Annotated in this window: 22 protein-coding genes; 14 read left to right on the forward strand and 8 right to left on the reverse strand. The window is 70.1% G+C overall.

What is annotated here, in order from left to right:
- Window positions 1–87 precede the first annotated feature (87 nt).
- On the reverse strand, window positions 88–1011 hold the full coding sequence (locus D7Y04_RS13070; protein ID WP_121759548.1) for a PAS and helix-turn-helix domain-containing protein: 924 nt from the start codon (window positions 1009–1011) through the stop codon (window positions 88–90).
- Window positions 1012–1296: 285 nt separating this feature from the next.
- Here D7Y04_RS13070 and D7Y04_RS13075 point away from each other — a divergent pair, with 285 nt between their 5' ends.
- The 3 genes from D7Y04_RS13075 to D7Y04_RS13085 are packed head-to-tail and all read left to right on the forward strand — an operon-like array spanning window position 1297 to window position 2988.
- Window positions 1297–2355, forward strand: coding sequence for a DUF72 domain-containing protein (locus tag D7Y04_RS13075; protein WP_121759549.1), 1059 nt, complete (start codon window positions 1297–1299; stop codon window positions 2353–2355).
- 38 nt (window positions 2356–2393) lie between these two features.
- Window positions 2394–2705 (forward strand): hypothetical protein, encoded by a 312-nt coding sequence (locus D7Y04_RS13080; protein WP_121759550.1) that lies wholly within the window; start codon window positions 2394–2396, stop codon window positions 2703–2705.
- Window positions 2638–2988 carry a Smr/MutS family protein gene (locus D7Y04_RS13085; RefSeq protein ID WP_120598775.1) on the forward strand — a complete coding sequence of 117 codons (351 nt, stop codon included), beginning with the start codon at window positions 2638–2640 and terminating at the stop codon, window positions 2986–2988. The genes D7Y04_RS13080 and D7Y04_RS13085 overlap by 68 nt, the downstream gene beginning before the upstream one ends.
- A 6-nt stretch (window positions 2989–2994) precedes the next feature.
- Here D7Y04_RS13085 and D7Y04_RS13090 read toward each other — a convergent pair whose 3' ends face one another.
- From D7Y04_RS13090 to D7Y04_RS13105, 4 genes are all read right to left on the reverse strand, one after another.
- Window positions 2995–5715 carry an SNF2-related protein gene (locus tag D7Y04_RS13090; protein ID WP_233601453.1) on the reverse strand — a complete coding sequence of 907 codons (2721 nt, stop codon included), beginning with the start codon at window positions 5713–5715 and terminating at the stop codon, window positions 2995–2997.
- Window positions 5716–5957: 242 nt separating this feature from the next.
- Window positions 5958–7283 carry a DUF58 domain-containing protein gene (locus D7Y04_RS13095; RefSeq protein WP_121759551.1) on the reverse strand — a complete coding sequence of 442 codons (1326 nt, stop codon included), beginning with the start codon at window positions 7281–7283 and terminating at the stop codon, window positions 5958–5960.
- Window positions 7280–8215 carry a MoxR family ATPase gene (locus D7Y04_RS13100; protein WP_121759552.1) on the reverse strand — a complete coding sequence of 312 codons (936 nt, stop codon included), beginning with the start codon at window positions 8213–8215 and terminating at the stop codon, window positions 7280–7282. The genes D7Y04_RS13095 and D7Y04_RS13100 overlap by 4 nt, the downstream gene beginning before the upstream one ends.
- A gap of 56 nt (window positions 8216–8271) precedes the next feature.
- Window positions 8272–8940, reverse strand: coding sequence for a hypothetical protein (locus D7Y04_RS13105; RefSeq protein WP_121759553.1), 669 nt, complete (start codon window positions 8938–8940; stop codon window positions 8272–8274).
- Between the two features lie 402 nt (window positions 8941–9342).
- On the opposite strand from D7Y04_RS13105, the gene D7Y04_RS13110 reads away from it, so the two are divergent.
- Window positions 9343–11439 (forward strand): peptidylprolyl isomerase, encoded by a 2097-nt coding sequence (locus D7Y04_RS13110; protein WP_121759554.1) that lies wholly within the window; start codon window positions 9343–9345, stop codon window positions 11437–11439.
- Window positions 11440–11456: 17 nt separating this feature from the next.
- On the opposite strand, the gene D7Y04_RS13115 is transcribed toward D7Y04_RS13110, so the two are convergent.
- Window positions 11457–12578: an HD domain-containing phosphohydrolase gene (locus D7Y04_RS13115; protein WP_120598769.1), complete on the reverse strand. Its 1122-nt coding sequence runs from the start codon at window positions 12576–12578 to the stop codon at window positions 11457–11459.
- A gap of 246 nt (window positions 12579–12824) precedes the next feature.
- Here D7Y04_RS13115 and D7Y04_RS13120 point away from each other — a divergent pair, with 246 nt between their 5' ends.
- From D7Y04_RS13120 to D7Y04_RS13135, 4 genes are all read left to right on the forward strand, one after another.
- Entirely contained in the window at window positions 12825–13826 is a 1002-nt protein-coding gene (locus tag D7Y04_RS13120; RefSeq protein WP_120580222.1) for a dihydrodipicolinate reductase, read from the forward strand.
- 20 nt (window positions 13827–13846) lie between these two features.
- Window positions 13847–14296 carry a MaoC family dehydratase N-terminal domain-containing protein gene (locus tag D7Y04_RS13125; protein ID WP_014397671.1) on the forward strand — a complete coding sequence of 150 codons (450 nt, stop codon included), beginning with the start codon at window positions 13847–13849 and terminating at the stop codon, window positions 14294–14296.
- A complete protein-coding gene (locus D7Y04_RS13130; protein WP_171807924.1) occupies window positions 14296–15000 on the forward strand; it encodes a MaoC family dehydratase in 705 nt (234 codons plus the stop codon). Before D7Y04_RS13125 ends, D7Y04_RS13130 begins: the two co-directional genes overlap by 1 nt.
- A 198-nt stretch (window positions 15001–15198) precedes the next feature.
- The gene (locus D7Y04_RS13135) at window positions 15199–17043 is read left to right on the forward strand and encodes an acyl-CoA dehydrogenase (RefSeq protein ID WP_120599337.1); all 1845 of its coding nucleotides are present in this window, start codon (window positions 15199–15201) and stop codon (window positions 17041–17043) included.
- A gap of 81 nt (window positions 17044–17124) precedes the next feature.
- Here the strand turns inward: D7Y04_RS13135 and D7Y04_RS13140 are convergent, their stop codons facing one another.
- On the reverse strand, window positions 17125–17580 hold the full coding sequence (locus D7Y04_RS13140; RefSeq protein ID WP_120565608.1) for a biopolymer transporter ExbD: 456 nt from the start codon (window positions 17578–17580) through the stop codon (window positions 17125–17127).
- A 15-nt stretch (window positions 17581–17595) separates the two neighbouring features.
- Window positions 17596–18327: a MotA/TolQ/ExbB proton channel family protein gene (locus D7Y04_RS13145; RefSeq protein ID WP_121759555.1), complete on the reverse strand. Its 732-nt coding sequence runs from the start codon at window positions 18325–18327 to the stop codon at window positions 17596–17598.
- A gap of 42 nt (window positions 18328–18369) precedes the next feature.
- Between D7Y04_RS13145 and D7Y04_RS13150 the strand changes: the two genes are divergently transcribed.
- The 6 genes from D7Y04_RS13150 to D7Y04_RS13175 are packed head-to-tail and all read left to right on the forward strand — an operon-like array spanning window position 18370 to window position 23485.
- Entirely contained in the window at window positions 18370–19200 is an 831-nt protein-coding gene (locus D7Y04_RS13150; RefSeq protein ID WP_120600281.1) for a DUF4292 domain-containing protein, read from the forward strand.
- Window positions 19201–19259: 59 nt separating this feature from the next.
- Window positions 19260–20009 (forward strand): general secretion pathway protein GspE, encoded by a 750-nt coding sequence (locus D7Y04_RS13155; protein WP_120600282.1) that lies wholly within the window; start codon window positions 19260–19262, stop codon window positions 20007–20009.
- Window positions 20010–20018: 9 nt separating this feature from the next.
- Entirely contained in the window at window positions 20019–21029 is a 1011-nt protein-coding gene (locus D7Y04_RS13160; protein WP_121759556.1) for a general secretion pathway protein GspE, read from the forward strand.
- A complete protein-coding gene (locus D7Y04_RS13165; RefSeq protein WP_121759557.1) occupies window positions 21026–22057 on the forward strand; it encodes an ABC transporter ATP-binding protein in 1032 nt (343 codons plus the stop codon). Before D7Y04_RS13160 ends, D7Y04_RS13165 begins: the two co-directional genes overlap by 4 nt.
- The gene (locus tag D7Y04_RS13170; protein ID WP_120599417.1) at window positions 22054–23109 is read left to right on the forward strand and encodes an ABC transporter ATP-binding protein; all 1056 of its coding nucleotides are present in this window, start codon (window positions 22054–22056) and stop codon (window positions 23107–23109) included. Before D7Y04_RS13165 ends, D7Y04_RS13170 begins: the two co-directional genes overlap by 4 nt.
- Window positions 23078–23485: a DUF2085 domain-containing protein gene (locus D7Y04_RS13175; RefSeq protein WP_120599419.1), complete on the forward strand. Its 408-nt coding sequence runs from the start codon at window positions 23078–23080 to the stop codon at window positions 23483–23485. Before D7Y04_RS13170 ends, D7Y04_RS13175 begins: the two co-directional genes overlap by 32 nt.
- Window positions 23486–23494: the final 9 nt, after the last annotated feature.

Below are 23494 nucleotides of genomic sequence, written 5' to 3' on the forward strand. Positions count from 1 at the left end.
CCCCGACCCACAAGACTCCGGAGTCGAAGGACCAGCATCCCCCAAAGTCAACGGCGTGAAAGCTGTCCCAGAGGGAAGGCGCCCTGATCAGAAGAACAGGCGGAGCAGGTCGTATCGCGTCTCCGCGCCCAGCTTCCGGAGCAGGTTGGCCTGGTGGAATTTCACAGTGCGCTCGGTAATCCCTAACACGGTCGAGATGTCGGTGGGCGAGCGGCCGAGCGCGAGATAACGCAACACATCGCCTTCCCGCTCGGACAGCCGCGCGGCGTTCGCCATGCGCCGCACCTTCGCCTCGAAGAGACCGCTGAGTGTTTCATCACCGATGGTGTGGACGCTGACGCGCGCGGTGCCAGCGCTCGTGGGCGTGGCGGTGATGACCTCATAGCCCTCCGCGTGCTCGGAGGCCTGCCGCACGATGGTGTGTGGCCAGGAGGAGGGCGCCGCCATCGTCAGCGGGCAGTCCAGGCAGGGCGCGTCGCGGTGCGCGAAGGCGCCGAAGCACGGCCGGCCCACCAGCTCCTCCTGCCGCGCCTCCCCGGACGTCCACACCGCCTTGAGCGTCCCGAATGACGACAGCTCGGTGGAGATTTCGTAGCTCAGGTCCCGGCGAGGCCCGTGGTCCCGGGCCGGCTCCGGGACGAAGGTGCGCTCGGGGACGAAGAGGGGCGGAGCGGTGCGCGTGACGATGGCCACCAGCCGCAGGGGAGGGCGGCCCACGGCGGCCACGTCCAGCTCCACCGGCAGCCGCTCGCCGTCGCGCGTGAGCACCTCTGTCTCCATCCGCGTCTCGGCGCTGGTGAAGATGGCCCGCAGCGCTTGTCCCACCTCGCGTCCGTGCTCGCTCGGCGTGCAGACATCCGTCCAGCGGCGCCCCAACAACTCCTCGCGGGGCCGGCCCAGCAGCGACGTGAACGCGCCGTTCGCCAGCTCGATGCGGCCGCGCCGGTCCATCACGACGATGGGGCGTGTGTCCCGCTCCGCGAGCAGCGATGCGGTCAACGACCAGTCCATGAGGCCCCCCGGCCGTTGCAATCCTGTCCAAGCTTTACAGTGTTAATGCTGAATTGCTTGGTTTGGATATCTTACAGCGAGGCGACTGCGTTTGCATTTGGACGAACGTCCAATCACATACCGTCGTGCCTGGAGGAGACTGTCCGTGCGTGCCCGTTTGCCTGGGGGGCGTGCCGGAAACCTGGAACGTCCCCCTGAATCGAGGCAACCTGCTGCATCGCCTGGGCCTGGGGATTACTCCCTGGGTTTCCCCGCCGTCCCCAACGAGGGAGAGGAGCTGCACGCATGAGCGCACCGCAACGACCCGCGCAGTTCGACCTCTTCACGGGCGCGGTGGAGGAGCCACCCGCGTCGCCGCGGCGCAGGACCCAGCCGGTGGGACCCGCCGAGCCGTCCGACGGCCTGCGCATGTTGGGCGAGCAGCTCCCGCGCGGCGTCTACCTGGGCACGTCGTCATGGACCTTCCCGGGTTGGAACGGGCTCGTCTACGACCATGAGGCCAGCACGACCCAGCTGGCGCGCGAGGGCCTGTCTGCCTACGCGCACCACCCGGTGCTGCGCACGGTCGGCATCGACCGGACGTTCTACGCACCGGTGCCGGCCGCGACCTTCGCTGAGTACGCGCAGCAGGTGCCGGACGGCTTCCGCTTCCTGGTGAAGGCCCACGAGGCCTGCACGTTGGCGCGCTTCCCCGTGCACGAGCGCTACGGCGCGCACCGGGGGCAGGTGAACGAGCGCTTCCTCCAGGCGGCCTACGCCGTGGACCACGTGGTGGCGCCGTTCCTGGAGGGGCTGGGCGACAAGGCCGGGCCGCTCGTCTTCCAGTTCCCGCCGCAGGACCCCGCGGCGCTGGGGGGCGCGGGCCGCTTCGTGGAGCGGCTGCACGCGTTCTTCTCCGCGCTGCCCCGGGGACCGCTGTACGCGGTGGAGGTGCGCAACGAGGAGCTGCTCACGGAGGGCTTCGCGCAGGCGCTCGCGGACACGGGCGTGAGCCCGGTGCTCGCGGTGTGGGCCCACATGCCGCCCGTCGCGCGGCAGGCGAAGCTCACGCGCGCGTTCGAGGCCCGCGCCGTGGTGGTGCGATGGATGCTGCCGCCGAACCTCGGCTACGAGGAGGCCTATGCCCGCTATGCGCCCTTCAACCAGCTGGTGGACGAGGACGTGGGCACCCGCGACGTGCTGGCCCGTGTGTGCATGGCGGCGGTGCGACGCGAACGTCCCGTCTTCGTGACGATCAACAACAAGGCGGAAGGGAGCGCCCCGCTGTCCGCCGTACGGCTCGCGGAACGCGTCGTGTCACACAAGGAGGAGGGCGGCCAGAGAGGCGCCGTTCACGCAACATGACTTGCGCGCGAGCACGGCGCTTGCTTACGTGAATGCTCATGATGGTGATGACCCTGGCCGCGCTGTTGATGCAGATGACCGCCTCCGGTGGAGCCGGCTCGGAGGGCAAGCGTGCGGGCAACCATCACGACCCGGCTGGCGAAAGCCACCCGCGAGCGGTGAAGGAAGACATCTCCTCGCTCAAGGGGGAGATCACCAGCCTCAAGGAAGAGTTCCGGCTGGCGCGCGAGCGTCAGCGCCTGGCGGCCGAGGAGAAGAAGCGCCAGGAGGAGGCACGCTACGGTGTCACGCCGAAAGCCACTCCCGCCCCTGCCGCCGGAGGGTCCGGAGCCTCCGCCCACACCCGATGAGCTGGGAGGCGAGCTGGGAGCGGTAGAAATTCCGGTCGATGGAAACCTCGACCTGCATCTCTTCCAGCCTCGCGACGTGAAGGACCTCGTCACCGAGTACCTCTGGGCCTGCCGCCAGAAGGGCGTGCTCGACGTGCGCATCATCCACGGCAAGGGCACGGGCGCGCTGAGGCGCACCGTGCAGTCCCTGCTGCCCACGCTGCCGGAAGTGGAAGGCTTCCAGTCAGCCTCCGAAGCGGACGGAGGCTGGGGCGCGACGTGGGTGCGACTCAAGCCCCTGTGACGGGGCTCAGGACAGCCAGAAGTACGCGGACGCGATGAGGGTGCGCTTCTCCGTCACGCGCGCCTTGTTGGCCAGCTCCGCCATCTGCCGGTCCTTGGAGGCGTAGCGCTTCTCCTCCTCGTTGCGCAGCGACGCCAGCTTGCGGCGGTAGTCGCGCTCCTGCCGGTCCGAGTGCGCCCGGGCCTTCGCGCGCTCCGCGACGTCCTCGATACCGGAGACTTCCTTGCGCGCGTCGAACCATGCCTGACGGGCGGACTCCACCACCTCGCGGGACTCCATCAGGCAGTCCTCGACGTAACGGTCCGCGCGCTCCTTGGCCTTGTCCAGCTCCAACGCGTTGCGCCGTTCCGCGGCCCGAATCAGCTCATCCTTGGCGGTCATGAGCGACTGCTCTTGCATGAGCTGGACCGACACCGGCGCGGGCTGACGGCGCTTCTCTTCCTTGGCGTCGAGCTTCGTGAAGTGGACGCCGTCCGTCAGCGGCAGGGCGCGGAAGCCGCCGTCCCGGTCCTTCACCAGCACCAGGTGGACCAGCTTCTCCTCCGGCTTGAGGCCCGTCGTCTCGAACTTGTAGACGAACCACCAGCCCTCGCTGCCGGCCAGTCGCGCCAGCCGTGAGGGCAGGCCCGCCGCGTCCAGCTGCAGGTAGCTGACGGTGTCCTGGGTGCGGTCGCGCACCGCGTAGGCGGCCTTGGCCACCTGGAGCCGTCCGGAGGTGCGGCTGCCCAGCACGGAGCCGGTGAGCGCCCTTGCCTCCTGCTGGCGCTTGGCCACGACCTCCTTGGCCGCGTCTCCCGCCACGCGCAGCCGGCGGCGCACGTCGCCGTCGAAGCGCTCCAGCACCACCGAGCGCATCGACGTCATGCGCTGGTTGATGGTGCCCTCCAGCTCCTCGCGCAGCTTGTCGAAGGCGACGTTGATGTCCTTCGGGTCGCGGCAGGACTGGTAGATGTCCAGCACGCGCCGCTCGAAGTCGACGCCGCTCTCCAGCGCGCCCAGGATTTCGTCGGACGCGCCGAACACGCCGTCGAAGAGGTTGAGCTTCTTCTCCAACAGCTCGAACAGGCGCGCGTCCGCCGCGTTCTGCCGGTTGAGGAAGTTCACCACCAGCACGTCGCGCTGCTGGCCGTAGCGGTGGCATCGGCCGATGCGCTGCTCCACGCGCTGCGGGTTCCACGGCAAATCGTAGTTCACCACCAGGTTGCAGAACTGGAGGTTGAGGCCTTCGGCACCGGCCTCCGTGCAGATGAGGATCTGCGACTTGTGGCGGAACTCCTCCACCAGCGCCCGGCGCTCCTCGGGCGTGCCGCCAGCGTCGCCGGACAGGAGCGAAATCTTGTCCTTGTAGCCGTGGTCCGACAGCAGCCTGAAGAGGTACTGCTGCGTGCGCTTGGACTCCGTGAAGATGAGCGCCTTCTCCGGCCAGGAGTGCGTGCGCATCACCGCGAACGTGCGGTCCAGGGCGCGCTTGAGTGCCTCACCCTTGGCGTTGATGCGGATGGAGTCCGCGAGGTCCGCGTACTGACGCAGCTCCCAGACCTCCTGTTCCAGCGTGCGGACCTGGGGCGCCTTGGCGGGGTCGTCGGACCACTCCTCGCCTTCCTCCACGAACTGCTTGGCCTCTTCCGGCTCGAAGAGCGACAGGGCCTGCTGTCCCAGCCGCGCGGCCGACAGGCGCTTCTCCAGGTTCTCCGACAGCCGCCGCAGCGTGGGCGCGATGGCGAACGTGGAGGAGGCCAGCAGCTTGCGGTAGCACAGCGTCAGGAGCGTCTTCTTGCCCGGCTCGATGGCCGCGGCCTCCGAGCGCTGCAGGTACTCACTGACCTTCTCGTAGAGGTCGTGCTCCTCGGGGGAGGGGAGGAAGTCCTCCACGATGCTGCGGCGGTTGGTGTAGCGGACGTATTCGCGCACCTGACGGCGCAGCGTGCGTTGCACCACCGGGGCCAGCCGCTCCTTGAGCTCGCACGCGGCAGCCTCCGTCATGCCGCCGCCCTCGTCGGCGCGGTAGCGGCTGCGGAAGGCGTGCTCGGGGCCCAGAATCTGCTCGTCCAGCAGCGACATCAGGCCGAACAGCTCCATCAGGTCGTTCTGGAGCGGGGTGGCGGTGAGCAGCAGCTTGGGGCGGCCCGCGAGCGACGCGCGCAGCGCCTGGCCCGTCTTGTTGTTGGGCCGGTGCGCGTTCCGGAGCCGGTGGGCCTCATCGATGATGATCAGGTCCCACGGAATCTCTGACACGAGCGCGGAGCGGTTCGCCGCGAACGGGTGCGAGCAGATGACGGGGAAGGGCTGATCGAAGCAGTTGTTGTGCTTCTTCACGTCGCGGCCGTCGACGAGGACGCTGTCCAGGTCGAACTTCTCGCGCAATTCAGCGTTCCACTGCGCACGCAGCACGGCGGGGGCGAGGATGAGGATGCGGTTCTTTCCCTCCGCCATGAGCTGGGCGATGACGAGGCCCGCCTCGATGGTCTTCCCCAGGCCCACCTCGTCCGCGAGCATGCAGCCGCCGCGCGACAGCGCGTCCAGCGCGAACATCGCCGCTTCGACCTGATGCGGGTTGAGGTCCACCTTCGCTTCGGCCAGCGCGTTCGCCAGCCGCTGCTGCGTGTCACCGCTGCGCGCGAGCAACTCCTCGGCGAGGAGCCGCTCGTGGAAGGGCGTCAGCCCCGCCTCCACCAGCTCCTCCGCGGCACGGGCCGCGATGGCCGCGGCGTCTGCTTCCACTTCCAGCTTCAAACCCCTCGCGACCTCCGCCAAGTCCCGCCTCCCGTCCGGTTTGGAGCGTGCGCGCGTGCGCGCGAACAGTTGAGGCGCGCCATTGTGGGCAGCGATCGCCATCTGTAAAGGGGGTCGTCCCCGAGGCCGAAAACTCGGCCTCCGCGCGATTGGCAAGCGTGGTGTTCGGCGGAGTGACACATGCGCGCGCGAGCGTTGGAATGTCTCAAAGGGCTTGACGAACGCGTCGTGAGCGCTCAGAGCCGCCCGCGCGCCTTCACGTCCAGGTACACGTTGAGTGCAGCGGCGCCGAATCCGCGTGCCGGAGCGCGCACCACCAGCGCCCCCGCGTCACGCAGCGTGGTGGCGGTGCGGCGGTACTCGGACTCCATGCGGGAGGCGGCCTGCCGCGCGTAGGCGGACGTCGCGTCGCCGGGAACGTCGGTGGCGGCGGCCTCCAGGTCCTCGTCCAGCAGTGACGCGACGACGGGCAGGTGCCGGGGGCGCAGGGCCAGCGTGCGCGTGAGGAGCGCGGAGGACGCGTCCGGATCCACCAAGTCGGTGAAGAGCACCACCAGCGCGCGGCGCGTCTGGCGGGCGAAGGCGAAGTCGAACGCGCGGCCGTAGTCGCTCTCCTCCAGGCCGGCCTCCGCGCGGTAGAGGGACTCGGTGATGAGGCGCAGGTGCTCCGCGCCCTTGCGCGGGGGCAGGAAGGTGCGCACGTCGCTGGCGAACGCGAGCACGCCCACCACGTCCCCCGCGTCCAGGCTCACGCGCGCCAGCCGCAGCGCCGCGTCCACCGCGTGATCCAGTTTCCGGCGCCCCTGCACCCGGCCCGCCATGTGACGGCCGCAGTCCAGGAGAAGCAGCACCGGCTGGTTGCGCTCCGGCTGCCACGTGCGCACCAGCGTGTGGCCGTGACGCGCGGAGGACTTCCAGTCGATGTGCCGGTAGTCGTCGCCGGGGCGGTACTCGCGCAGCGATTCGAACTCGCGGCCCTCCACGGATTTGCGAAGGAGCGTGCGCGCGGACACGGCCTCCGACGCGCGCGCCAGCGTCAGCGCTTCGCGAGAGAGGGCGCGGAGGTCCGGATACACCTTCACGTCCTGGCCCGCGGGCAGCCGCACCTGCCGTGAGCACAGGCCCAGGGGCCCCATCAGGCGCAGGTTCACGTCGCCGAAGCGCGCATCGCCCCGGGAGGGAGGGTGCACGCGGTACGTCAGCCGCGTGGCGTCTTTCGGCTCCAGCGTGAAGGGCTGCCGGTGGCCGTGGCTCTCCACGTCCAGGGGCGGCTCGTCGCGAAGCTCGCCACGCACGGGCCTGTCCGTGCGCGAACGCAGCTCCCAGCGCACGGTGTTGTCCACGCCGGAGGAGAGGATGGGCTCCACCTCGCGGCGCGCGTCGACGTCACGGGCATGCGGCGCGCGCAGGAAGTCCACCGCGCACAGGAGCAGGACGGCCACGTCCATCGCGAGCGCCAGCCATCCGAAGGCGGGGCTCGCCACCGCGAGCGCGGCGGGCACCAGCGCTCCGGCGAACAGCGCCACGGCGAGGCCGCTGGGGACGGGACGCCCGAGGCTCACCGGGGCACTCGCACCCGTTCGAGCATCTGCTTCAGCACGTCGTCCGCGGTGACGCCCTCCACCTCCGCCTCGGCCTTGAGCAGGAGGCGGTGGTTGAGGACGCTGGGCGTGACGGACTTCACGTCATCAGGCGTGACGAAGTCGGTGCCCCGGAGCGCCGCGTGCGCCTTGGACGCCGCGAGCAGGGCCTGCGCGGCGCGGGGGCTCGCGCCCAGTCGCACGCGGGGATGGGCGCGGGTGTCGCGCACGAGCTGCACCACGTACTGGAGGATGGAGTCGTCACACGCGACGCGCGCGGCGCGGTCCTGCAGTTCCGTCAGCGTGGCAGCGTCCAGCACGCGGGACACGACGGGCGGCCGGCCCTCGCGCTGGTGGAAGGCGCGCAGGAGCGACGTTTCGGCGTCGCCGTCCGGGTAGCCCACGCGCACGCGCATGAGGAAGCGATCCAGCTGCGCCTCGGGGAGGGGATAGGTGCCCTCCAGCTCCAGCGGGTTCTGCGTGGCGACGACGAAGAAGTGTGGCGGCAGCGCGTGGGTGACGCCGTCGATGGTGACCTGCCGCTCCTCCATGGCCTCCAGGAGCGCCGCCTGCGTCTTGGGCGGCGTGCGGTTGATTTCATCCGCGACCAGGACCTCCGTGAAGACGGGGCCCTTCATCAGGCGGAAGGTCTGCTCCTGCGGCTGGAAGACGTTGGTGCCCAGGATGTCCGCGGGCATCAGGTCCGGGGTGAACTGCACGCGGGAGAAGGACAGGCCCAGCGCCCCCGCCATGCTGCGCGCGGTGAGCGTCTTGGCGACCCCGGGCACGCCCTCCAGCAGCACGTGGCCGCGCGCGAGGAAGGCCGTCACCAGGTCGGCCAGCACGCGGGGCTGGCCCACGACGGCCGAGCCCAGCGCGTCGAGGAGGCGGGAGAGGGGCGTGGCGTCGGACATGGTGGCGGGCGACGGTAGCCCGCCTCATGTCCGGCGCGGCAGCGAAATCCTCGGGCCTACTCCTGGCGCTTCAGCCCCATCAGGGTGCCCAGCACCGCGATGACGCCGCCGAGGATGCCCAGGAAACAGCCGATGCTCGGCGACGAGTTCATCATCTCCGCGTTGCCCATGGGCGACGGCACGAGCGTGGTGTCCGAGGAGAGCTTCAGGAACACCAGCGACCAGACGAGGGTCACCACGCTGCAGACCATCTGCGCACCCCACGGCAGCATGGGGTTCACCCAGGTCATCACCTCCCGCGCCCGCAGGCCCACGAAGACCATGGTCGCGATGGCGAAGATGAAGGAGATGAACCCCAGGCTGATGAGGCCCAGGAAGTCTCCGCCCTCCGCCGTCTCCTTCCACGGAATGAAGCAGGAGAGCACCACCAGCGCCGCGCCCCAGAACGCGATGCGGTCGCCGCCTTGCAGCTCGCCCAGGAACGAGCGCGCGTCGTCCAGCAGGACCTCTGGATCGTCGATGGGCGAGCGCGAGGACTCCAGCTCACGGGCCTCGCGGGACCAGGGGTCCGCCACCGCGTCGCCGGCGTCGTCCTCGTCCTCCTCGACGGGAGCGGGCGCCGGGGCGCGGCGGGCCGGCGCGCGGGCGGGAGCGGCCTTGGCGGCGCCACCGCCCCGGGCGGGCGGAGCGGCACGTTGGGCCTTCTCCCGGGCGATGTCGTCCATGCTCCGCACGTTGGTGGCGTCGTCGCTCGGCGGCGGCGCGGCGGGGCGGGCGCCCGTCCTGGCGCGGGCCGGAGCGGGGCGGGCGCGAGGCTCCGGAGCGGCGCGGGCCGGAGGAGGCCGCGAGCGCGGCGGCGGCCGGACTCCGGTGCTCTCGTCATCGCCGCCAGAGTCCCCCTCATCCCCGGCTCCCCCGAGGAAGGACTCGTCGATGATGTGGTCGCAGTGGGGGCAGATGGCGGTGTCTTCCGCGACCTTGCGATTACAGCCTGGGCAGTTCAGGGCCGGTGCTCCGGGAGGGGGGAAACGGCCCGATATCTTCCCGGCCCCAGCGCGCGGCTGTCAAACCCGTTCAGCGCCATAACCCCTGGATTTTCGCGGGGAATTGACCTAGCCCGTTCGAGCATGGCCCGCCTGCCCGCCGCCGTGTCCGCCGGTTTCCTCCTCGTGAGCGCCTGTGTCCGCTCGGTGCCGGCGCCCGACATGCCTTCGCCCCCTGTCGAGCCCTCGAAGGCCATCGCGCGGATCCAGGACTGGGAGGACCGCCGCTCCCTGGGAGGTGGTGACCTCGTGCGGTTCGCCACCTCCGCGCCGGAAGTGGCCGTGCGTGTGCGCGCCCTCCGGGCCCTGGCGCGCATCCAGGACGTGGCGACGCTCGATGTCGTCATCGCCGGGCTGACGGCGCCGGACAAGGCCGTGCGCGAGGAGGCCGCCTTCGCGGCGGGCGAGCTGGCGCAGTCGTGGGAGCCGCTGCCGGAGGACGCACGGACGGCGCTCACGGAAGCGCTGGTGCGAGCGGAGGCCACGGAAGCCGACGGCTGGGTGCGCATCACGCAGCTGGAGGCCCTGGGCAAGCTGGCCACGCCCGGTGCGGTGGAGGTGCTGACGGCCCGGCTGTCTCCAGCCGATGGCCCCTGGTCCGAGGCCGCGGCGATGGCGCTGGGCGTGACCGCGCGCAAGGCCGGAGCCGCGGCCGTGGCGAACGTCCCCCTGGAGACGATCCGCGCGCTGCTGAAGCCCCGATTGCGGAGCGAGGTGAACGTCGCCGGGGCGTACCTCCTGGTGGCGTCGAAGCGGCCGGATGCCGCGGATGCGCTCCGCTCCTGCCTGGCCATCGGGCATCCGGATGTGATGGCCCTCTGCGTGAAGGGCCTGGGCGACGTGGGCAGCCCGCGGGACTGGGTGGCGCTGAACCTGACGCTGGGCAACGCCACGCCTCGCGTGTCGGCGGAGGCGGCGCGTGCGCTGGCGAAGCTCGCCACGAAGTGCGAGGCCGGCTCACCCTGTACTCCACTGTTCGCGCTGGAACGCGAGGTGTACCGGGCGAAGCAGGTCGCGGAGGGAAAGGCGGCGCAGGGCCATGCGTTGCTCGCGGTGGCGCAGCAGGGACTTCCGCTCGAGGGCCGGCCGGTGTGGGGGCTCTGGAGAAAAGCGCTCGCGGATGCGGACCGGAGCGCTGCCACCGAGGAGGCCCGTGCGGACCTCGCCTGGCTGGACTGCCGTTTCGCGGCGGCCATGGACCGGCAGCAGGGCACGCTGGATCAAGTCCTCCAGTGCGGCTACGGCCGCGTCCCCGAAGCCCGATGGCTCGCGCTGGGCCTGCACGAGGTGGCGCAGTTCAAGGGGCAGCCCACCGGCGCCGCGTTCGCGGTGCCCTACCTGAACCACGTCAGTCCCATCGTGCGCGGCGCTGCGTTGGACACACTCTCTGAACGCCCCGTGCCTGAAGCGCTGGCGCCCATTCGCGCGCTCATCGGAGGAGGGGACGCGGTGGTGGCGGGACTGGCCGCGGCCGCCGCCGGCAAGCTGAAGGACGCCGAAGCCCTGCCCGCGCTGGAGGCCCTGGCCGACCGCGTCCCCAAGGAGCCGGACCTGGCGGAGGCGGTGGCCGGCGCGCTCATTGTGTTGAAGGGCCGCGCGGCGGAACCCCGCCTGCGCGAATGGCTGACCCATCCCCACGCCAACGTGCGCCGGATCGCGGCCGAGTCCCTCACCTCACTCACGGGACAGCCGGTCCACTCCGCCCGCGTGGAGCTGCCTCCGGAGACGTACCGTCCGCCGGCCGCGCCCCCGGGCACGACGCTCACGTTGCGCACGCGCAAGGGCGACATCACCGTCCTGTTGGATCCCGACGCACCGCTCACGGGAGGCAACCTGATGGCGCTCGCGAAGAAGGGCTACTTCCGGGGCATCACCTTCCACCGCGTGGTGCCGGACTTCGTCGCGCAGGGCGGAGATCCGCGCGGAGACGGGGAGGGTGGGCCTGGCTACTCCATCCGCTGCGAGATGACGCGCCGGCCGTATGCGCGGGGCACCGTGGGGATGGCGCTGTCGGGCAAGGACACCGGCGGCAGCCAGTTCTTCTTCACGCACTCACCGCAGCCGCACCTGGACGGCCGCTACACGGCCTTTGGTGAAGTGACTCAAGGCATGGACGTGGTGGACGCGCTCCTGGAGGGCACGGTCATCGACGATGTCATCGTCGGTACCCGCGCCCCCTGAAGCAGGCCCCTCGCGCGTCAGGCCCCGGCGGCGCGCGCGGGCACCGGCTCGCCCTGGGCGTTGAGCTGCGCGCCCGTCCAGCGGTGGCTCTCCGCCTCCTCCATCGTCTCCACCTCACGGCGGATGCGAGCCCACTCCGTCTCCGGCAGGCCGAGGAACGCCTCCGCGAGCATCGGATCGAACTGCGTGCCCGCGCAGCGGCGGACCTCGTCGCGCGCCACGCTCATGGGGCGCCCCTTGCGATAGGGCCGGTCGGAGGTGATGGCATCCAGCGTGTCCACGAGGCAGAAGATGCGCGCCCCGATGACGATCTCCTCGCCCTTGAGCCCCAGCGGGTAGCCCTTGCCGTCCCAGCGCTCCTGGTGCTGCAGGACGATGAGCGCCGCCTCGTGCAGGTACGGCATCTTCGCCAGCATCCGGTAGCCGAACTCCGGGTGCAGCTTCATCTCCACCCATTCCTCCGGCGTGAGCGGCCCGGGCTTGAGCAGGATGGAGTCCCGCACGCCAATCTTCCCGATGTCGTGCAGCAGCGCGCCCTGTTCCACCACGTCCAGCGCCGGTCCGGTGAGGCCGATCTCCTGCGCCAGCCGCCGCGCGTACAGCGACACGCGCCGCGAGTGCCACTGCGTCTCCGTGTCGCGGTAGTCCAGCGCGCTGATCAGCCCGTCCAGAAGGCCCGTGGTCCGCTCGATGACCCGGCGCTCCAGCCCCTCGTTGATGGAGAGGAGCTCCGCGTTCTTCTCCGCGACCTCACGTGTCAGCCGCTCGTTGGTCGCCACCAGCCGGTGGTGCTCGAAGGCCTGCCGGATGCTGCTGGTCAGGTCGCTCAGCGACCACGGCTTGCCCAGGAGCCGGAAGACCTCGCCCCGGTTCACCGCCTCCGACGCCGTCTTGAAGTCCGCCGCCGCCGTCAACATCAGCCGCACCGCGCGAGGGTTCTTCTCCCGGAGTGCCGACAACAGCTCGATGCCGTTGAGGTACGGCATCATGAAGTCCGTGAGGACGACGTCGAATCCCTGCTCCCGCGCCGCCACCACCGGGTCGCTGTGTGTCACGACCTCGTAACCCTCCGCCTGGAGGATTCGGGACAGCGCCGCGAGGATGAGCACGTCGTCGTCCACCACGAGGATTCGGGCCATGGGCTGATACGCTCCGAGCGAGTGGGCTGCGTTTTTCTCAGACTCTTATAGCCGGTCCGCAGACGGCCAGACAGGCCCCCCCAAGCTTTCCAGTACCGCCAAACTACCGGAATTCTTGAGGTTTCCCTGAAACCGGTGGTCGCTGGATTCCACGTCCTGCTTGCCTGCCCGTCGAGCCGTGTTCTATGGTGGCCGCCTACCCAACGTAAATGGCTGTAACCCCTTGGAATTCGGGAGCAATCTCCGATGGCTAGAGCCCCTGATGGGCCGGTGCCGGTGGTGGTGATGGGGCTGGGGTTTATCGGGCAGGAGATTGCCAGGGCAGCCCTGTCGTCCACCGAAGTGGAGTTGATGGGCGCGGTGGACTCGCAGCCCTCCCTGGTGGGTCGTCCCCTGGGCGACGTGCTGGGGCTGGCCGGCCCGCGCTTCAAGGTCGCGGACTCGCTGGAGCGCGCCGTGGGGCGCCGCAAGGGCGTGGTGGTGCTGCACGCCACCAGCTCGCGGCTCTCCCAGGTGATGGATCAGCTGCTGGACGCGCTGAAGCTGGGCCTGCCGGTGGCCAGCACCTGCGAGGAGCTGGCGTTCCCGCACCTCAAGTACCCGGAGCTGGCGGAGAAGCTGGAGCGCGCCGCGGAGAAGGCGGGCGTCGCCATCGTGGGCACGGGCGTGAACCCGGGCTTCGTGCTGGACCGCCTGGTGGCCACCGCCGGTCAGGTGTGCGGCCCCGTGCGCAAGGTGCTGGCCAGCCGCGTGGTGGACGCGCGTACGCGCCGTGAGGCCCTGCAGCGCAAGGTGGGCGCGGGCCTGACGGAGGAGGAGTTCTTCGACCTGGTGGACCGCGAGGAGCTGGGCCACGTGGGGCTGGTGGAGTCCGCGGCGCTGGCGGCGGTGGGGCTGGGGCTGGACTGTGACGACTTCGAGGAGGAGGTCGCGCCCGTGTTCGCCGAGGAGGACATCACCGGCGGCGCATTTGTCGTGAAGAAAGGCCGCGTCGCGGGCATGTTCCAGTCCGTGGTGGGTTTGGAGGAGGGGCAGGAGCGGGTCCGCCTGGAGCTGACCATCGCGGTAGGGGCGGACAACCCACGGGATCGCATCGAGATCGACGCGGACCCCAGGCTGGTGCTTGAGATACCGGGGGGAGTGGCGGGCGACCGGGCCACCGCGAACGCGCTGGTGAATGCCGCGCCACGTTTGACGGCCGCGGAGGCCGGGCTCCTGACGGTGCTCGAGCTTCCGTCAGGTCGCTGAAGACTCATCAGGAGAGGGAAATGCTGGACAAGAACGCGATTGGCCGCGCCTCGCCGCCGACGCTCAACGAGGTGGAGAAGGGCGCCATCCGGCGCTTCGCCGAGGCAATCGGCGACTACAATCCCATCTACTACGATGAGGAGTACGCCCGGGCCTCGGGCTACCCCACCATCGTCGCGCCGCCCACTTTCCCCGCGTCGTTCCATTCCGCCGCGGACCTCCGGGAGCTGTTGGGGGTGGGCATCAAGAGCCTGCTGCACGCCGAACAGGGCTTCGACTACGAGCGGCCCATCTTCGCGGGGGACCGCATCTACGTGTCCACTCGCGTGTCGGACGTCTTCGAGCGGCCGGGCATGTCCGGCAAGATGGACATCGCGGTCATCGAGGACGAAGGCCGGGACGAAGAGGGCAACCTCGTCTTCCGCGCCCGCCGGACCCTCGTGGTGCGTGCCGCCAAGGAGAACGCCTGATGCCCGCGCGCAAGCTCTACTTCGAATCCATCCGCGTCGGTGACGAGCTGCCGGCGTTGGCCAAGGCCCCGGTGGACCGCGTCCAGCTGTCGCGCTACGCGGGCGCCTCCGGCGACTACAACCCCGTGCACGTGGACGAGCTCTACGCCAAGAGCGTGGGCATGCCGTCCGTCTACGCCCCCGGCATGCTCGTCATGGGCATGTTGGGCCAGCTCATCAGCGACTGGGCCCGCGGCGGCCAGCTGCGGCGCTACAACGTCCGCTTCATCAAGATGGTGTGGCCGGGCGACACCGTGGTCTGCAAGGGCCGCGTGAGCGACCGCCACGGCTCCGGCGGCCGGTACTTCGTCGAAATCGACCTCTGGGCGGAGAACCAGAAGGGCGAGCTCGTCATGAAGGGCGGCTCGCAGATCCAGCTCTTCTACTCCCTGGAGGACGAGAACCGGCAGCGCTCCGGCCAGTCCCCCATCGTGGTGGAAGTGCCCCGCGAGAGCCTGGTCGTCCCGGCCCCCGCCACCCCGGATGCCGCCACCAGCGTCCCGGCGCCCGCCGCTCCGGAACGCGACCGGGACGAGGACGACGAGGACGATGACGAGGAAGCGGACGAGCCCCGCAACGGCGCCTCGTCCAAGAAGACCGCCCCTCGGGAGAAGCCCGCCGCCAAGACGGCGTCCCTCCCGGCCGCGAAGAAGGCCAAGAAGTAGGCTTTCCAGGGGCGTTCCAAGGCGAATTCCCGCGTTCCAGAAGGGCGGCTTCGACCGCTCGTCAACGCGGGGTGTCATCTTGGGTTGACTCAAAAATCAGTCGACGCCACACTTCCTGCGTCACATGGGCCGCTGACCCTTACTTTTTCCCGCCCTGCGGGAAGCAGGCAGGCAGCGAGCCCCTACGCAGGAGTGGCCATGTCCGCCGGCATCAACACCTACAAGACCGACCTTCGAGAGATCTTCTTCACGCTGTTCGAGCAGTTCGGCTTCGGCCAGGTGGCGGGCACGGCCCCCTACGACGCCTGGGGTCCGGACGAGGCGAAGGCGGTCCTCACGGAGACGTACCGCTTCGCGCGCGAGGTGCTGGGGCCCCTCAACTCGGTGGGCGACCGCGAGGGCTGCCGGGTGGAGAACGGCTCGGTCTTCACGCCCAAGGGCTTCAAGGACGCCTGGAACAAGCTCTACGAGCAGGGCTTCAAGACGGTGGCGGTGAGCCCGGATCACGGCGGCCAGGGCGCGCCGATGATGCTCCAGGTGACGGTGGAGGAGATCCTCTCCGGCGCCAACACGGCCTTCAACATGTACCCGGGCCTGGCGTTCGGCGCGGCGGAAGTTGTCGCTGAGTGCGGCACGCCCGCGCAGCAGAAACAGTTCGTGGAGCGCATGCTCAACGGCACGTGGGGCGGTACCATGTGCCTCACCGAGCCGCACGCCGGCTCCGACGTGGGCGCCGCCAAGTCCACCGCGAAGCGCAACGGGGACGGCACCTACAGCATCAAGGGCACGAAGATCTTCATCTCCGGCGGCGACCATGACATGGCCGGGAACATCATCCACCTGGTGCTCGCGCGCATCGACGGCGCGCCGGTGGGCACCAAGGGCCTGTCGCTGTTCATCGTCCCCAAGCTGCGCATCAACGAGGACGGTTCCTCGGGCCAGTCCAACGACGTCACCGTGGCGTCCATCGAGCACAAGATGGGCATCAACGGCTCGGCGACCTGTGTCCTCAACTTCGGTGAGAACGACGGCTGTCTGGGCGAGCTCGTGGGCACGGTCGAGCACGTGGGCATGAGCCAGATGTTCAAGATGATGAACGGCGCGCGCATCGCCGTGGGCATCCAGGGCGTGAGCCTGGCGTCGGCCGCGTACTACAACGCGCTCGACTACGCGAAGGACCGCAAGCAGGGCTCCCACTTCACCAAGTGGAAGGACCCGTCCGCGCCGCGCGCCTCCATCATCGAGCACCCGGACGTCCGCCGCATGCTGCTGGACATCAAGGCGCACGTGGAAGGCATCCGCGCGCTGGTCATCAAGCTGGCCATGCACCTGGACAAGGCGAAGCAGCTGGCGGGCAAGGACGACGACGCGGCCACCTACCACAAGGGTCAGGTGGAGGTGCTGACGCCGCTGGTGAAGTCCTACGGCTCTGATCAGGCCTTCCGCCTCTGCGCGCAGGCCATCCAGGTGTACGGCGGCGCCGGCTACATCCAGGACTACCCGGTGGAGCAGTACACGCGCGACTCGAAGATCTTCTCCATCTACGAGGGCACCAACCACATCCAGGCCATGGACCTGGTGGGCCGCAAGATGGGCCAGGCGGGCGGCGCGCACTTCCAGCAGTTCATGGGTGACGTGGGCAGCTTCGTGGAAGCGCACCGTGAGCACCCGGTGCTGGGCGAGGCCGTGAAGACGCTGGCCGGCGCGCAGGAAGGCCTGATGTCCAGCGCGATGGCGCTGTTCGGCTGGTCGCAGGACCAGGGCCGCTTCCCGCTCATCCCCCTGTCCGCCAACCGCTTCCTCAACATGATGTCGGAGGTCGCCGTGGGCTGGCTGCTGCTGGACGCGGCCGTCATCGCGGAGAAGGCCGCCGCCAACGTGGCCGCCGACCACCCGGACAAGGCGTTCTACGAGGGCAAGAAGTTCAGCGCCCTGTGGTACGCGCGCAACGTGCTGCCCAACGTGGAGTACGCCGCGCGCCTCATCGCCACCGAGGACACGTCTCCGGTGGACATCACCGACGCGGCGTTCGGCGGCGTCTGAAGCGGAAGCTGAAGTCCTGAAATGAAGAAGGCCCTCCGGCACGTGACGCGCCGGGGGGCCTTTTGCTTTTCGGGCCTGAGCCTAGTCGCCTTCGCGCACGCCGATGGCGAGCTGCGCGAGGCCGGCCTTCTTCGCCAACTCCATCACCTGCACCACGGTGCCGTGGGGGACGCCTTCGTCCGCCTGGACAATCACCACGGTGTCGGGGTTCTGGTTCTTCGCGTTGTCGAAGGCCTGCTTCAGCTCGGCCTCCGCGACGACGTTGCCCGCGAGCACGAAGCGGCCGTCCGCCAGCACCGCCACGGACAGGTCCGTGGTGCGCGCGGTGACGTCCGCGGCGCCGCCCTTGGGCAGGTTCACCTTGAGGCCCGCCTTGGCACCGCCGCCCGGGCCCTGCTGGGTGATGACCGAGCTGGTCACCATGAAGATGATGAGCAGCACGAGCATCACGTCCGTCAGCGGCGTGATGTTGATCTCCGCGAAGCCCGCGCCCTCCACCTCGTCGTCGCCCGAGCCGGGCGTCTTTCCCATGGCCATGGTGGGCGTGTCTCCTTACGAGGCGGGCTGCGGATCCGGGCGGGGCGCCGGGGGCGTGGTGCTTTCGCGCGGGGGCGGCGTGGCTTCCGGCAGCGGGCCGCCGGCCGAGCGCTCCTTGAGCACCTCCGCGAACTCGTCACCCAGCAGGCGCAGCTCCACCAGCACGCGGGACAGCCGGGCCTGGAAGTAGTTGTAGAAGACCATCGCCTGCACGGCGACGAGGATGCCCACGGCGGTGGCGACGAGCGCTTCGGAGATGCCCGTCATCACGGCCGCGGAGCCGCCGGTGCCGCCGGCCTCCACGTCCACGCCCAGGTCCTTGAAGGAACGCATGATGCCGGCCACGGTGCCGAAGAGGCCCACGAAGGGCGTCGTCGAACCGATGGTGGCGAGCAGCCACAGGTTGCGTCGCAGCTTGAGCCCCACCTGGGCGCGCTCGCGCTCCACGGCGGACTCAATGCCGTTGCCGCCAGTGGAGCGGGAGCGCTCCCAGCGGTCGAACCCGGCGAGGAAGATGTCGGCCGCAACGGCGTCGGAGCGCTCGGCGGCGGTGCGGGCGGCGGTCACATCTCCCCGGAGGAGGTGCTTCTGGACGATTTCGCCCAGATTGCGGGAGCGCTCGCTCACGCCCCAGAGGGCGATGAGCCGCTCGATGGCCACGCCCAGGGCCACCACGGAGGCGCCCAGGAGGAGGGCGAGGGTGACGCCGCCCAGGCGAAGGTAATGAAGTAGATCGTTCAGGCTCATGATGGATGACCGGGCAGGCGGCCCTGGCTCACACTAGGACATATGAACCGCGCAGCCGCCGCAATCTTCCTGGCCCTCCTCTGTTCGGCCTGCCCCAAACGTCTCGAGTTCGGTCCGGAGGGCCGCATCGAGGACGCCCAGACGCTCTACCAGCACGTGCGCGAGCGGCAGGCGAAGGTGGTGACCCTGGAGGGTGACGCCAAGCTGCACGTGGACTCGCCCCAGGGCAGTGGAACGCTCTCCACGTACCTCTCCATCACCCGTCCGGCCCTCATCCACCTGGAGACGTACGACTTCTTCAACCGCCCGGTGGCCTCGCTCGTCTCCGATGGCGAACGCTTTGGCGTCTACCAGGCGGGGGAGAACACGTACCTCCAGGGCCCGGCGAGCGCGGAGAACGTGTCCCGCTTCCTGCCTGTCGTCCTGCCGAGCGAGGAGCTGGTGGCGGTGATGCTGGGGCAGGTCCCCCTCCTGCCGCCGGAATCCATGACCCTGGAGCTGGACGAGAAGGAGCGGGTGTACGTGCTCAAGCTCCAGCGGGGGCCCGCGACGCAGACACTGCGCGTGGATCCCAAGCACCTGCGCGTGGTGAAGAGCGAGGTCCGGGGCGTGCCGGGCTACGACCTGGCGTTCGAGGACTTCCAGCAGCGGGACGACCAGTTCTTCCCGGGCAAGGTGCACCTCATCGCCGCCACGGCGAACACGAAGCTGGACCTGAAGTACACGGACATCCGCCTCAATGGCCGCCCGGACCTGACGCTCTATGAATTGGGCGCGCCCCAGGGGGCGAAGGTGGTGGACGTCGACGCGCGGGGCCAGGAGGTCCGCTCGGGGGAGCCGGTGTCCCAGCCGCCCCCAACGCCGGGTTCCTGAGCTTCCAGGCGTCGAAAGGCAGCGTCCCGGCGCAAACCGGGTACTATGGCGCGCACGACATGGCACAGATCAAGCTTGGAGAACTGCTGATCAAGGCGAACGTCCTGCAGGAGAGCCAGCTCAAGGCGGCGCTCGCCGAGCAGGCCAAGTGGGGCGGGAAGCTGGGCGAGATCCTCGTCCGGATGAACCTCGTCTCCGAGGACATCCTCGTGCGCGCCTTGTCGAAGCAGCTGGGCATGCCGGCGGTGAACCTGGACTCCGTGCAGATGGTGCCGCCGCACGTGAAGGCCAAGATTCCGGCGCAGACGGCGCGCGACTTCTCTGTCGTCCCGCTGCAGCTGCGCGACGACGGCAAGACGCTGGTGGTCGCCATGTCGGACCCGCTCAACGTGCGGGTGCTGGACGAGCTGCGGGCCCTGTCCAAGTGCCGCATCGTGGCCAACGTGGCCGGGCGCACCTCCGTGGCGCGGGCGTTCGCGCGCCTCTACGAAGAGACGGCGGAGCTGGAGGACGCGGACACCAACTTCAAGGTGGTGGACGCGCAGGGCCGCACCGTCGTGAAGAACCTCAAGGACCTGGACCCGGCCGCCGCCGTCGCCATGTCCCCCAAGCCTGCCGCCGCGCCGCCCCCCCGTCAGGCGCCTCCGCCGGAGGCGCCTCGCGCGGCCTCCGGCAGCCCCGCGGAGCTGCTCAAGAGCGTGGAGGACGTTCAGCGCAAGGAGGTCGCGGCGCTGAAGGCCATGGTCGAGCTGCTCATCGAGAAGGGCATTTTCTCCCGCGAGGAATACCTCGCCAAGGTCAAGCGGTAGCCCCCGGCCATGCGCAAGAAGATTGGTGAACTCCTCGTCCAGGCCGGAGTGGTGACGGACGAGCAGGTGAAGCAGGCCCTCGCGTCCGGACGGCGCGGCCAGGGCCGCAAGCTGGGTGAGGTGTTGGTGTCCATGGGCCTGTGCACGGGCCGGGACATCGCGCGGGCGCTGGCGACGCAGCACGAGCTGCCGTTCGTGGAGATCCCCGAGTACATCCCGCATGCGGTGTCCTCGCTGGTGTCCATGGACTTCCAGACCGAGCACCGGGTGCTCCTCTTCGCGGCGGAGCAGGACGGCCGCAGCGAGAAGATCCACGTCGCCGTGGAAGACCCGGGCAACCTGATGTTGGTGGACGAGCTGCGCTTCCAACTGCGCAAGCCGCTCAAGGTGTTCGTCGTAGCGCCGGACGACCTGGAGCAGGCGCTCGCGCGCGGCCGGGGTGAGCCCCTGGACATCGTGGAGGCTGAACCGATGGACATGGACGAGGACGATTCGCCGGACATCCTGCCGCCGCCCCCTCCCGCGGCCGCGCGCCCGCCTCCGCCGCCGCGCCCACCCGCGCCGCCGACGCTGGACTGGGACCTGCCGCCGCCTCCGCCGCATGATGGCGACGCGTCCGCTGACGGCGCGGAGGTGCTGGAGGACATCCTGGGCTCCACGCCCCGTCCCAAGATCCCCAAGGCCCCGCGTCCGCCGCCGCCTCCCGCCGCCGCCCGTCCGCCGCCGCCCCCGCCTCCCGCGGAGCCGGAGGATCCGAGCAAGCCGCGCGTGCCGGTGGTGCTCTTCGGCGGTGCCGCGCAGGGCGTGAAGCCGTCCGTGGCGCTCACGCCCAAGCCGGACTTCTCCGAGGAGGACCTGGCGGTGCTGGACGACATCGACCGCATCTCGCGCGGCGAAGAGGCCAGCCTGGACACGGAGAAGGTGAAGCCCGCGCGCATGGTCGCGAGCCTCATCCGCCTGCTCATCCGCAAGGGGCTCATCCAGGAGGCGGAGTTCCTGGAGGAGCTGGCCCAGAAGTGACCGGCGTCGCGCCGTCCCCCGGGGCCTCTGCCGGTGCCCCGCTCCTGGACGTGCGGGGGCTCGTCACTCAACTGTCGCTCCCGCGCGGCACGGTGCGCGCGGTGGACGGCGTGTCCTTCTCTGTCCCTCCCGGCGGCACGCTGGGAGTGGTGGGGGAGAGCGGCTGCGGCAAGAGCCTGACGGCGCTGTCGGTGATGCGGCTCGTTCCGCAGCCGCCCGGCCGTGTGGTGGGCGGCGAGGTGCGCTTCCGGGGCGAGGACCTGCTGGCCCTGCCGGAGAAGGAGATGCGGCGCGTGCGCGGCCGGCATGTGGCCATGGTCTTCCAGGAGCCCATGACGTCGCTCAACCCGGTGTTCACCGTGGGCGAGCAGATTGGCGAAGGCGTCCGGCTGCACCTGGGCGCCACCCGGGCGCAGGCGCGTGAGCGCGCGGTGGAGATGCTCCGGCAGGTGGGCATCCCGGCGCCCGGCGAGCGTGTGGATGCGTACCCGCACCAGCTCTCCGGAGGCATGCGCCAGCGCGTGATGATCGCCATGGCGCTCGCGTGCGACCCGGCGCTGCTCATCGCGGACGAGCCGACCACGGCGCTGGACGTCACCATCCAGGCCCAGATCCTGGAACTGCTCAAGCGCCTGCAAGCCGAGCGGAACATGGCGGTGATGCTCATCACCCACGATCTGGGCGTGGTGGCGGGAAGCTGCGACGCGGTGGTGGTGATGTATGCGGGCCGCATCGTGGAGCAGGCACCGGTGCGCGAGCTGTTCGCCCGGCCCGCGCACCCGTACACGGCGGGCCTGCTGCGCTCCATCCCGTCGCTGCACGACGCGGGCGCTGCATCCGAGGGCGGGCGTCAGCGCCTGAAGGCCATTCCCGGCATGGTGCCATCGCTCACCGCGCTGCCGTCCGGGTGCGCGTTCCGGGACCGCTGCGACCGCGCCTCGGAGCTGTGCGCCCGAGTCACGCCCGTGCTGGAGCCGAAGCGCGGAGGCCAGTCCGCCGCCTGCCATCACCCGGTGCCCGCGCCATGAGCGAACCGCTGGTCCAGGTGCGCGACCTGAAGGTGCACTTCCCGGTGAAGGGCGGCTTGTTGGGGCGCACTCGCGGCACGGTGCGCGCGGTGGACGGCGTGTCCTTCGACGTCGCCCGCGGGGAGACGCTGGGCCTGGTGGGGGAGAGTGGCTGCGGCAAGAGCACGCTGGGTCGCGCGGTGCTGCGCCTCATCGACCCGACCTCCGGCTCCATCCGCGTGGCCGGGCGCGAGCTGACCGGCCTGTCGCAGCGCGAATTGCGACCGCTGCGCCGCCAGATGCAGCTTGTCTTCCAGGACCCGTACGCGTCGCTCAACCCGCGCATGACGGTGGGGGACATCCTCGCGGAGCCCTTCGCCATCCACGGCCTCGCGAAGGGCAAGGCTCGCGAGGACGAGGTGCTGGCGCTGCTCGACGCCATGGGGCTGCCCCGCGAGGCGCGCCAGCGCTACCCGCACGAGTTCTCCGGCGGCCAGCGTCAACGCATCGGCATTGCACGTGCCATCGCGTTGCGTCCGGAGCTGGTGGTGGCGGACGAGCCCATCAGCGCGCTGGACGTCTCCATCCAGGCGCAGATCGTCAACCTGCTGGTGGACCTGCAACGCGAGCGCGGGCTCACCTACGTCTTCATCGCGCACGACCTGAAGATTGTTGAGTACGTGTCCACGCGTGTGGCGGTGATGTACCTGGGCCGCATCGTGGAGGTGGCGCCGTCCCGGTCGCTGTACGCCGGACCTCGCCATCCGTACACGCAGGCGCTGCTGTCCGCGGTGCCCGTGCCGGATCCGGAGCGTCCCCCCACGCGGCTGTTGCTGCCGGGAGAGCCGCCTTCGCCCCTGTCGCCGCCGACCGGCTGCGCGTTCCATCCGCGCTGCCCGCATGTGATGGAGCGCTGCCGCCGCGAGTCACCGCCGCTGTATCCCCTGGGTGGAGGCCACGCCGCGGCTTGCTTCCTGGCCGAAGGGGATTCGCGCAACGTGCAGGACGGGCCCGCTGTTTCCACGTCCGGAGGAGGTGCCGGTGTTCTGGCTCAGCCATCATCACCCGGATGAGTACAACCGCACGTACGTGCTCGCGGGCGTACGCGTGTGCGCGCGATGCCTGGGCACGTACCCGGTGCTCGCGGGCGTGTTCCTCGCGCTGTTCGCGCTGAAGGCGCCGCTCCAGTGGGAGTGGGACGTGCCGGTGGTGCTGGGGCTCACGCTTCCCGCGCTCGTGGACTGGGCGGTGGGACGCTTCCGGCCCGCCTCGGGTTCCAACGCGGTGCGCACGCTGACGGGCATCCTGTTGGGAGTGGGGCTCGGCCGCTCGCTGTACGTGCATGTGCAGCGCCCACTGCCGGCGGTATTACTTGCGCAGGCACTTCTGGTGACAGGGGTGGCGGTCCCTGTCATTCTCGCCACTTACCGGCGGCCACGGCCGGAATAGACCTTTCGC

The sequence above is a fragment of the Corallococcus sp. AB038B genome (genome assembly GCF_003668955.1).
GTDB lineage: Bacteria > Myxococcota > Myxococcia > Myxococcales > Myxococcaceae > Corallococcus > Corallococcus exiguus.

Coding starts and splice junctions, on each gene's coding strand:
- D7Y04_RS13075 (WP_121759549.1), top strand. CDS start 1,297: ATGAGCGCACCGCAACGACCCGCGCAGTTCGACCTCTTCACGGGCGCG.
- D7Y04_RS13160 (WP_121759556.1), top strand. CDS start 20,019: ATGCGCAAGAAGATTGGTGAACTCCTCGTCCAGGCCGGAGTGGTGACG.
- D7Y04_RS13080 (WP_121759550.1), top strand. CDS start 2,394: ATGATGGTGATGACCCTGGCCGCGCTGTTGATGCAGATGACCGCCTCC.
- D7Y04_RS13110 (WP_121759554.1), top strand. CDS start 9,343: ATGGCCCGCCTGCCCGCCGCCGTGTCCGCCGGTTTCCTCCTCGTGAGC.
- D7Y04_RS13100 (WP_121759552.1), bottom strand. CDS start 8,215: ATGTCCGACGCCACGCCCCTCTCCCGCCTCCTCGACGCGCTGGGCTCG.
- D7Y04_RS13115 (WP_120598769.1), bottom strand. CDS start 12,578: ATGGCCCGAATCCTCGTGGTGGACGACGACGTGCTCATCCTCGCGGCG.
- D7Y04_RS13140 (WP_120565608.1), bottom strand. CDS start 17,580: ATGGCCATGGGAAAGACGCCCGGCTCGGGCGACGACGAGGTGGAGGGC.
- D7Y04_RS13155 (WP_120600282.1), top strand. CDS start 19,260: ATGGCACAGATCAAGCTTGGAGAACTGCTGATCAAGGCGAACGTCCTG.
- D7Y04_RS13150 (WP_120600281.1), top strand. CDS start 18,370: ATGAACCGCGCAGCCGCCGCAATCTTCCTGGCCCTCCTCTGTTCGGCC.
- D7Y04_RS13135 (WP_120599337.1), top strand. CDS start 15,199: ATGTCCGCCGGCATCAACACCTACAAGACCGACCTTCGAGAGATCTTC.
- D7Y04_RS13120 (WP_120580222.1), top strand. CDS start 12,825: ATGGCTAGAGCCCCTGATGGGCCGGTGCCGGTGGTGGTGATGGGGCTG.
- D7Y04_RS13105 (WP_121759553.1), bottom strand. CDS start 8,940: ATGGACGACATCGCCCGGGAGAAGGCCCAACGTGCCGCTCCGCCCGCC.
- D7Y04_RS13070 (WP_121759548.1), bottom strand. CDS start 1,011: ATGGACTGGTCGTTGACCGCATCGCTGCTCGCGGAGCGGGACACACGC.
- D7Y04_RS13125 (WP_014397671.1), top strand. CDS start 13,847: ATGCTGGACAAGAACGCGATTGGCCGCGCCTCGCCGCCGACGCTCAAC.
- D7Y04_RS13145 (WP_121759555.1), bottom strand. CDS start 18,327: ATGAGCCTGAACGATCTACTTCATTACCTTCGCCTGGGCGGCGTCACC.
- D7Y04_RS13130 (WP_171807924.1), top strand. CDS start 14,296: ATGCCCGCGCGCAAGCTCTACTTCGAATCCATCCGCGTCGGTGACGAG.
- D7Y04_RS13170 (WP_120599417.1), top strand. CDS start 22,054: ATGAGCGAACCGCTGGTCCAGGTGCGCGACCTGAAGGTGCACTTCCCG.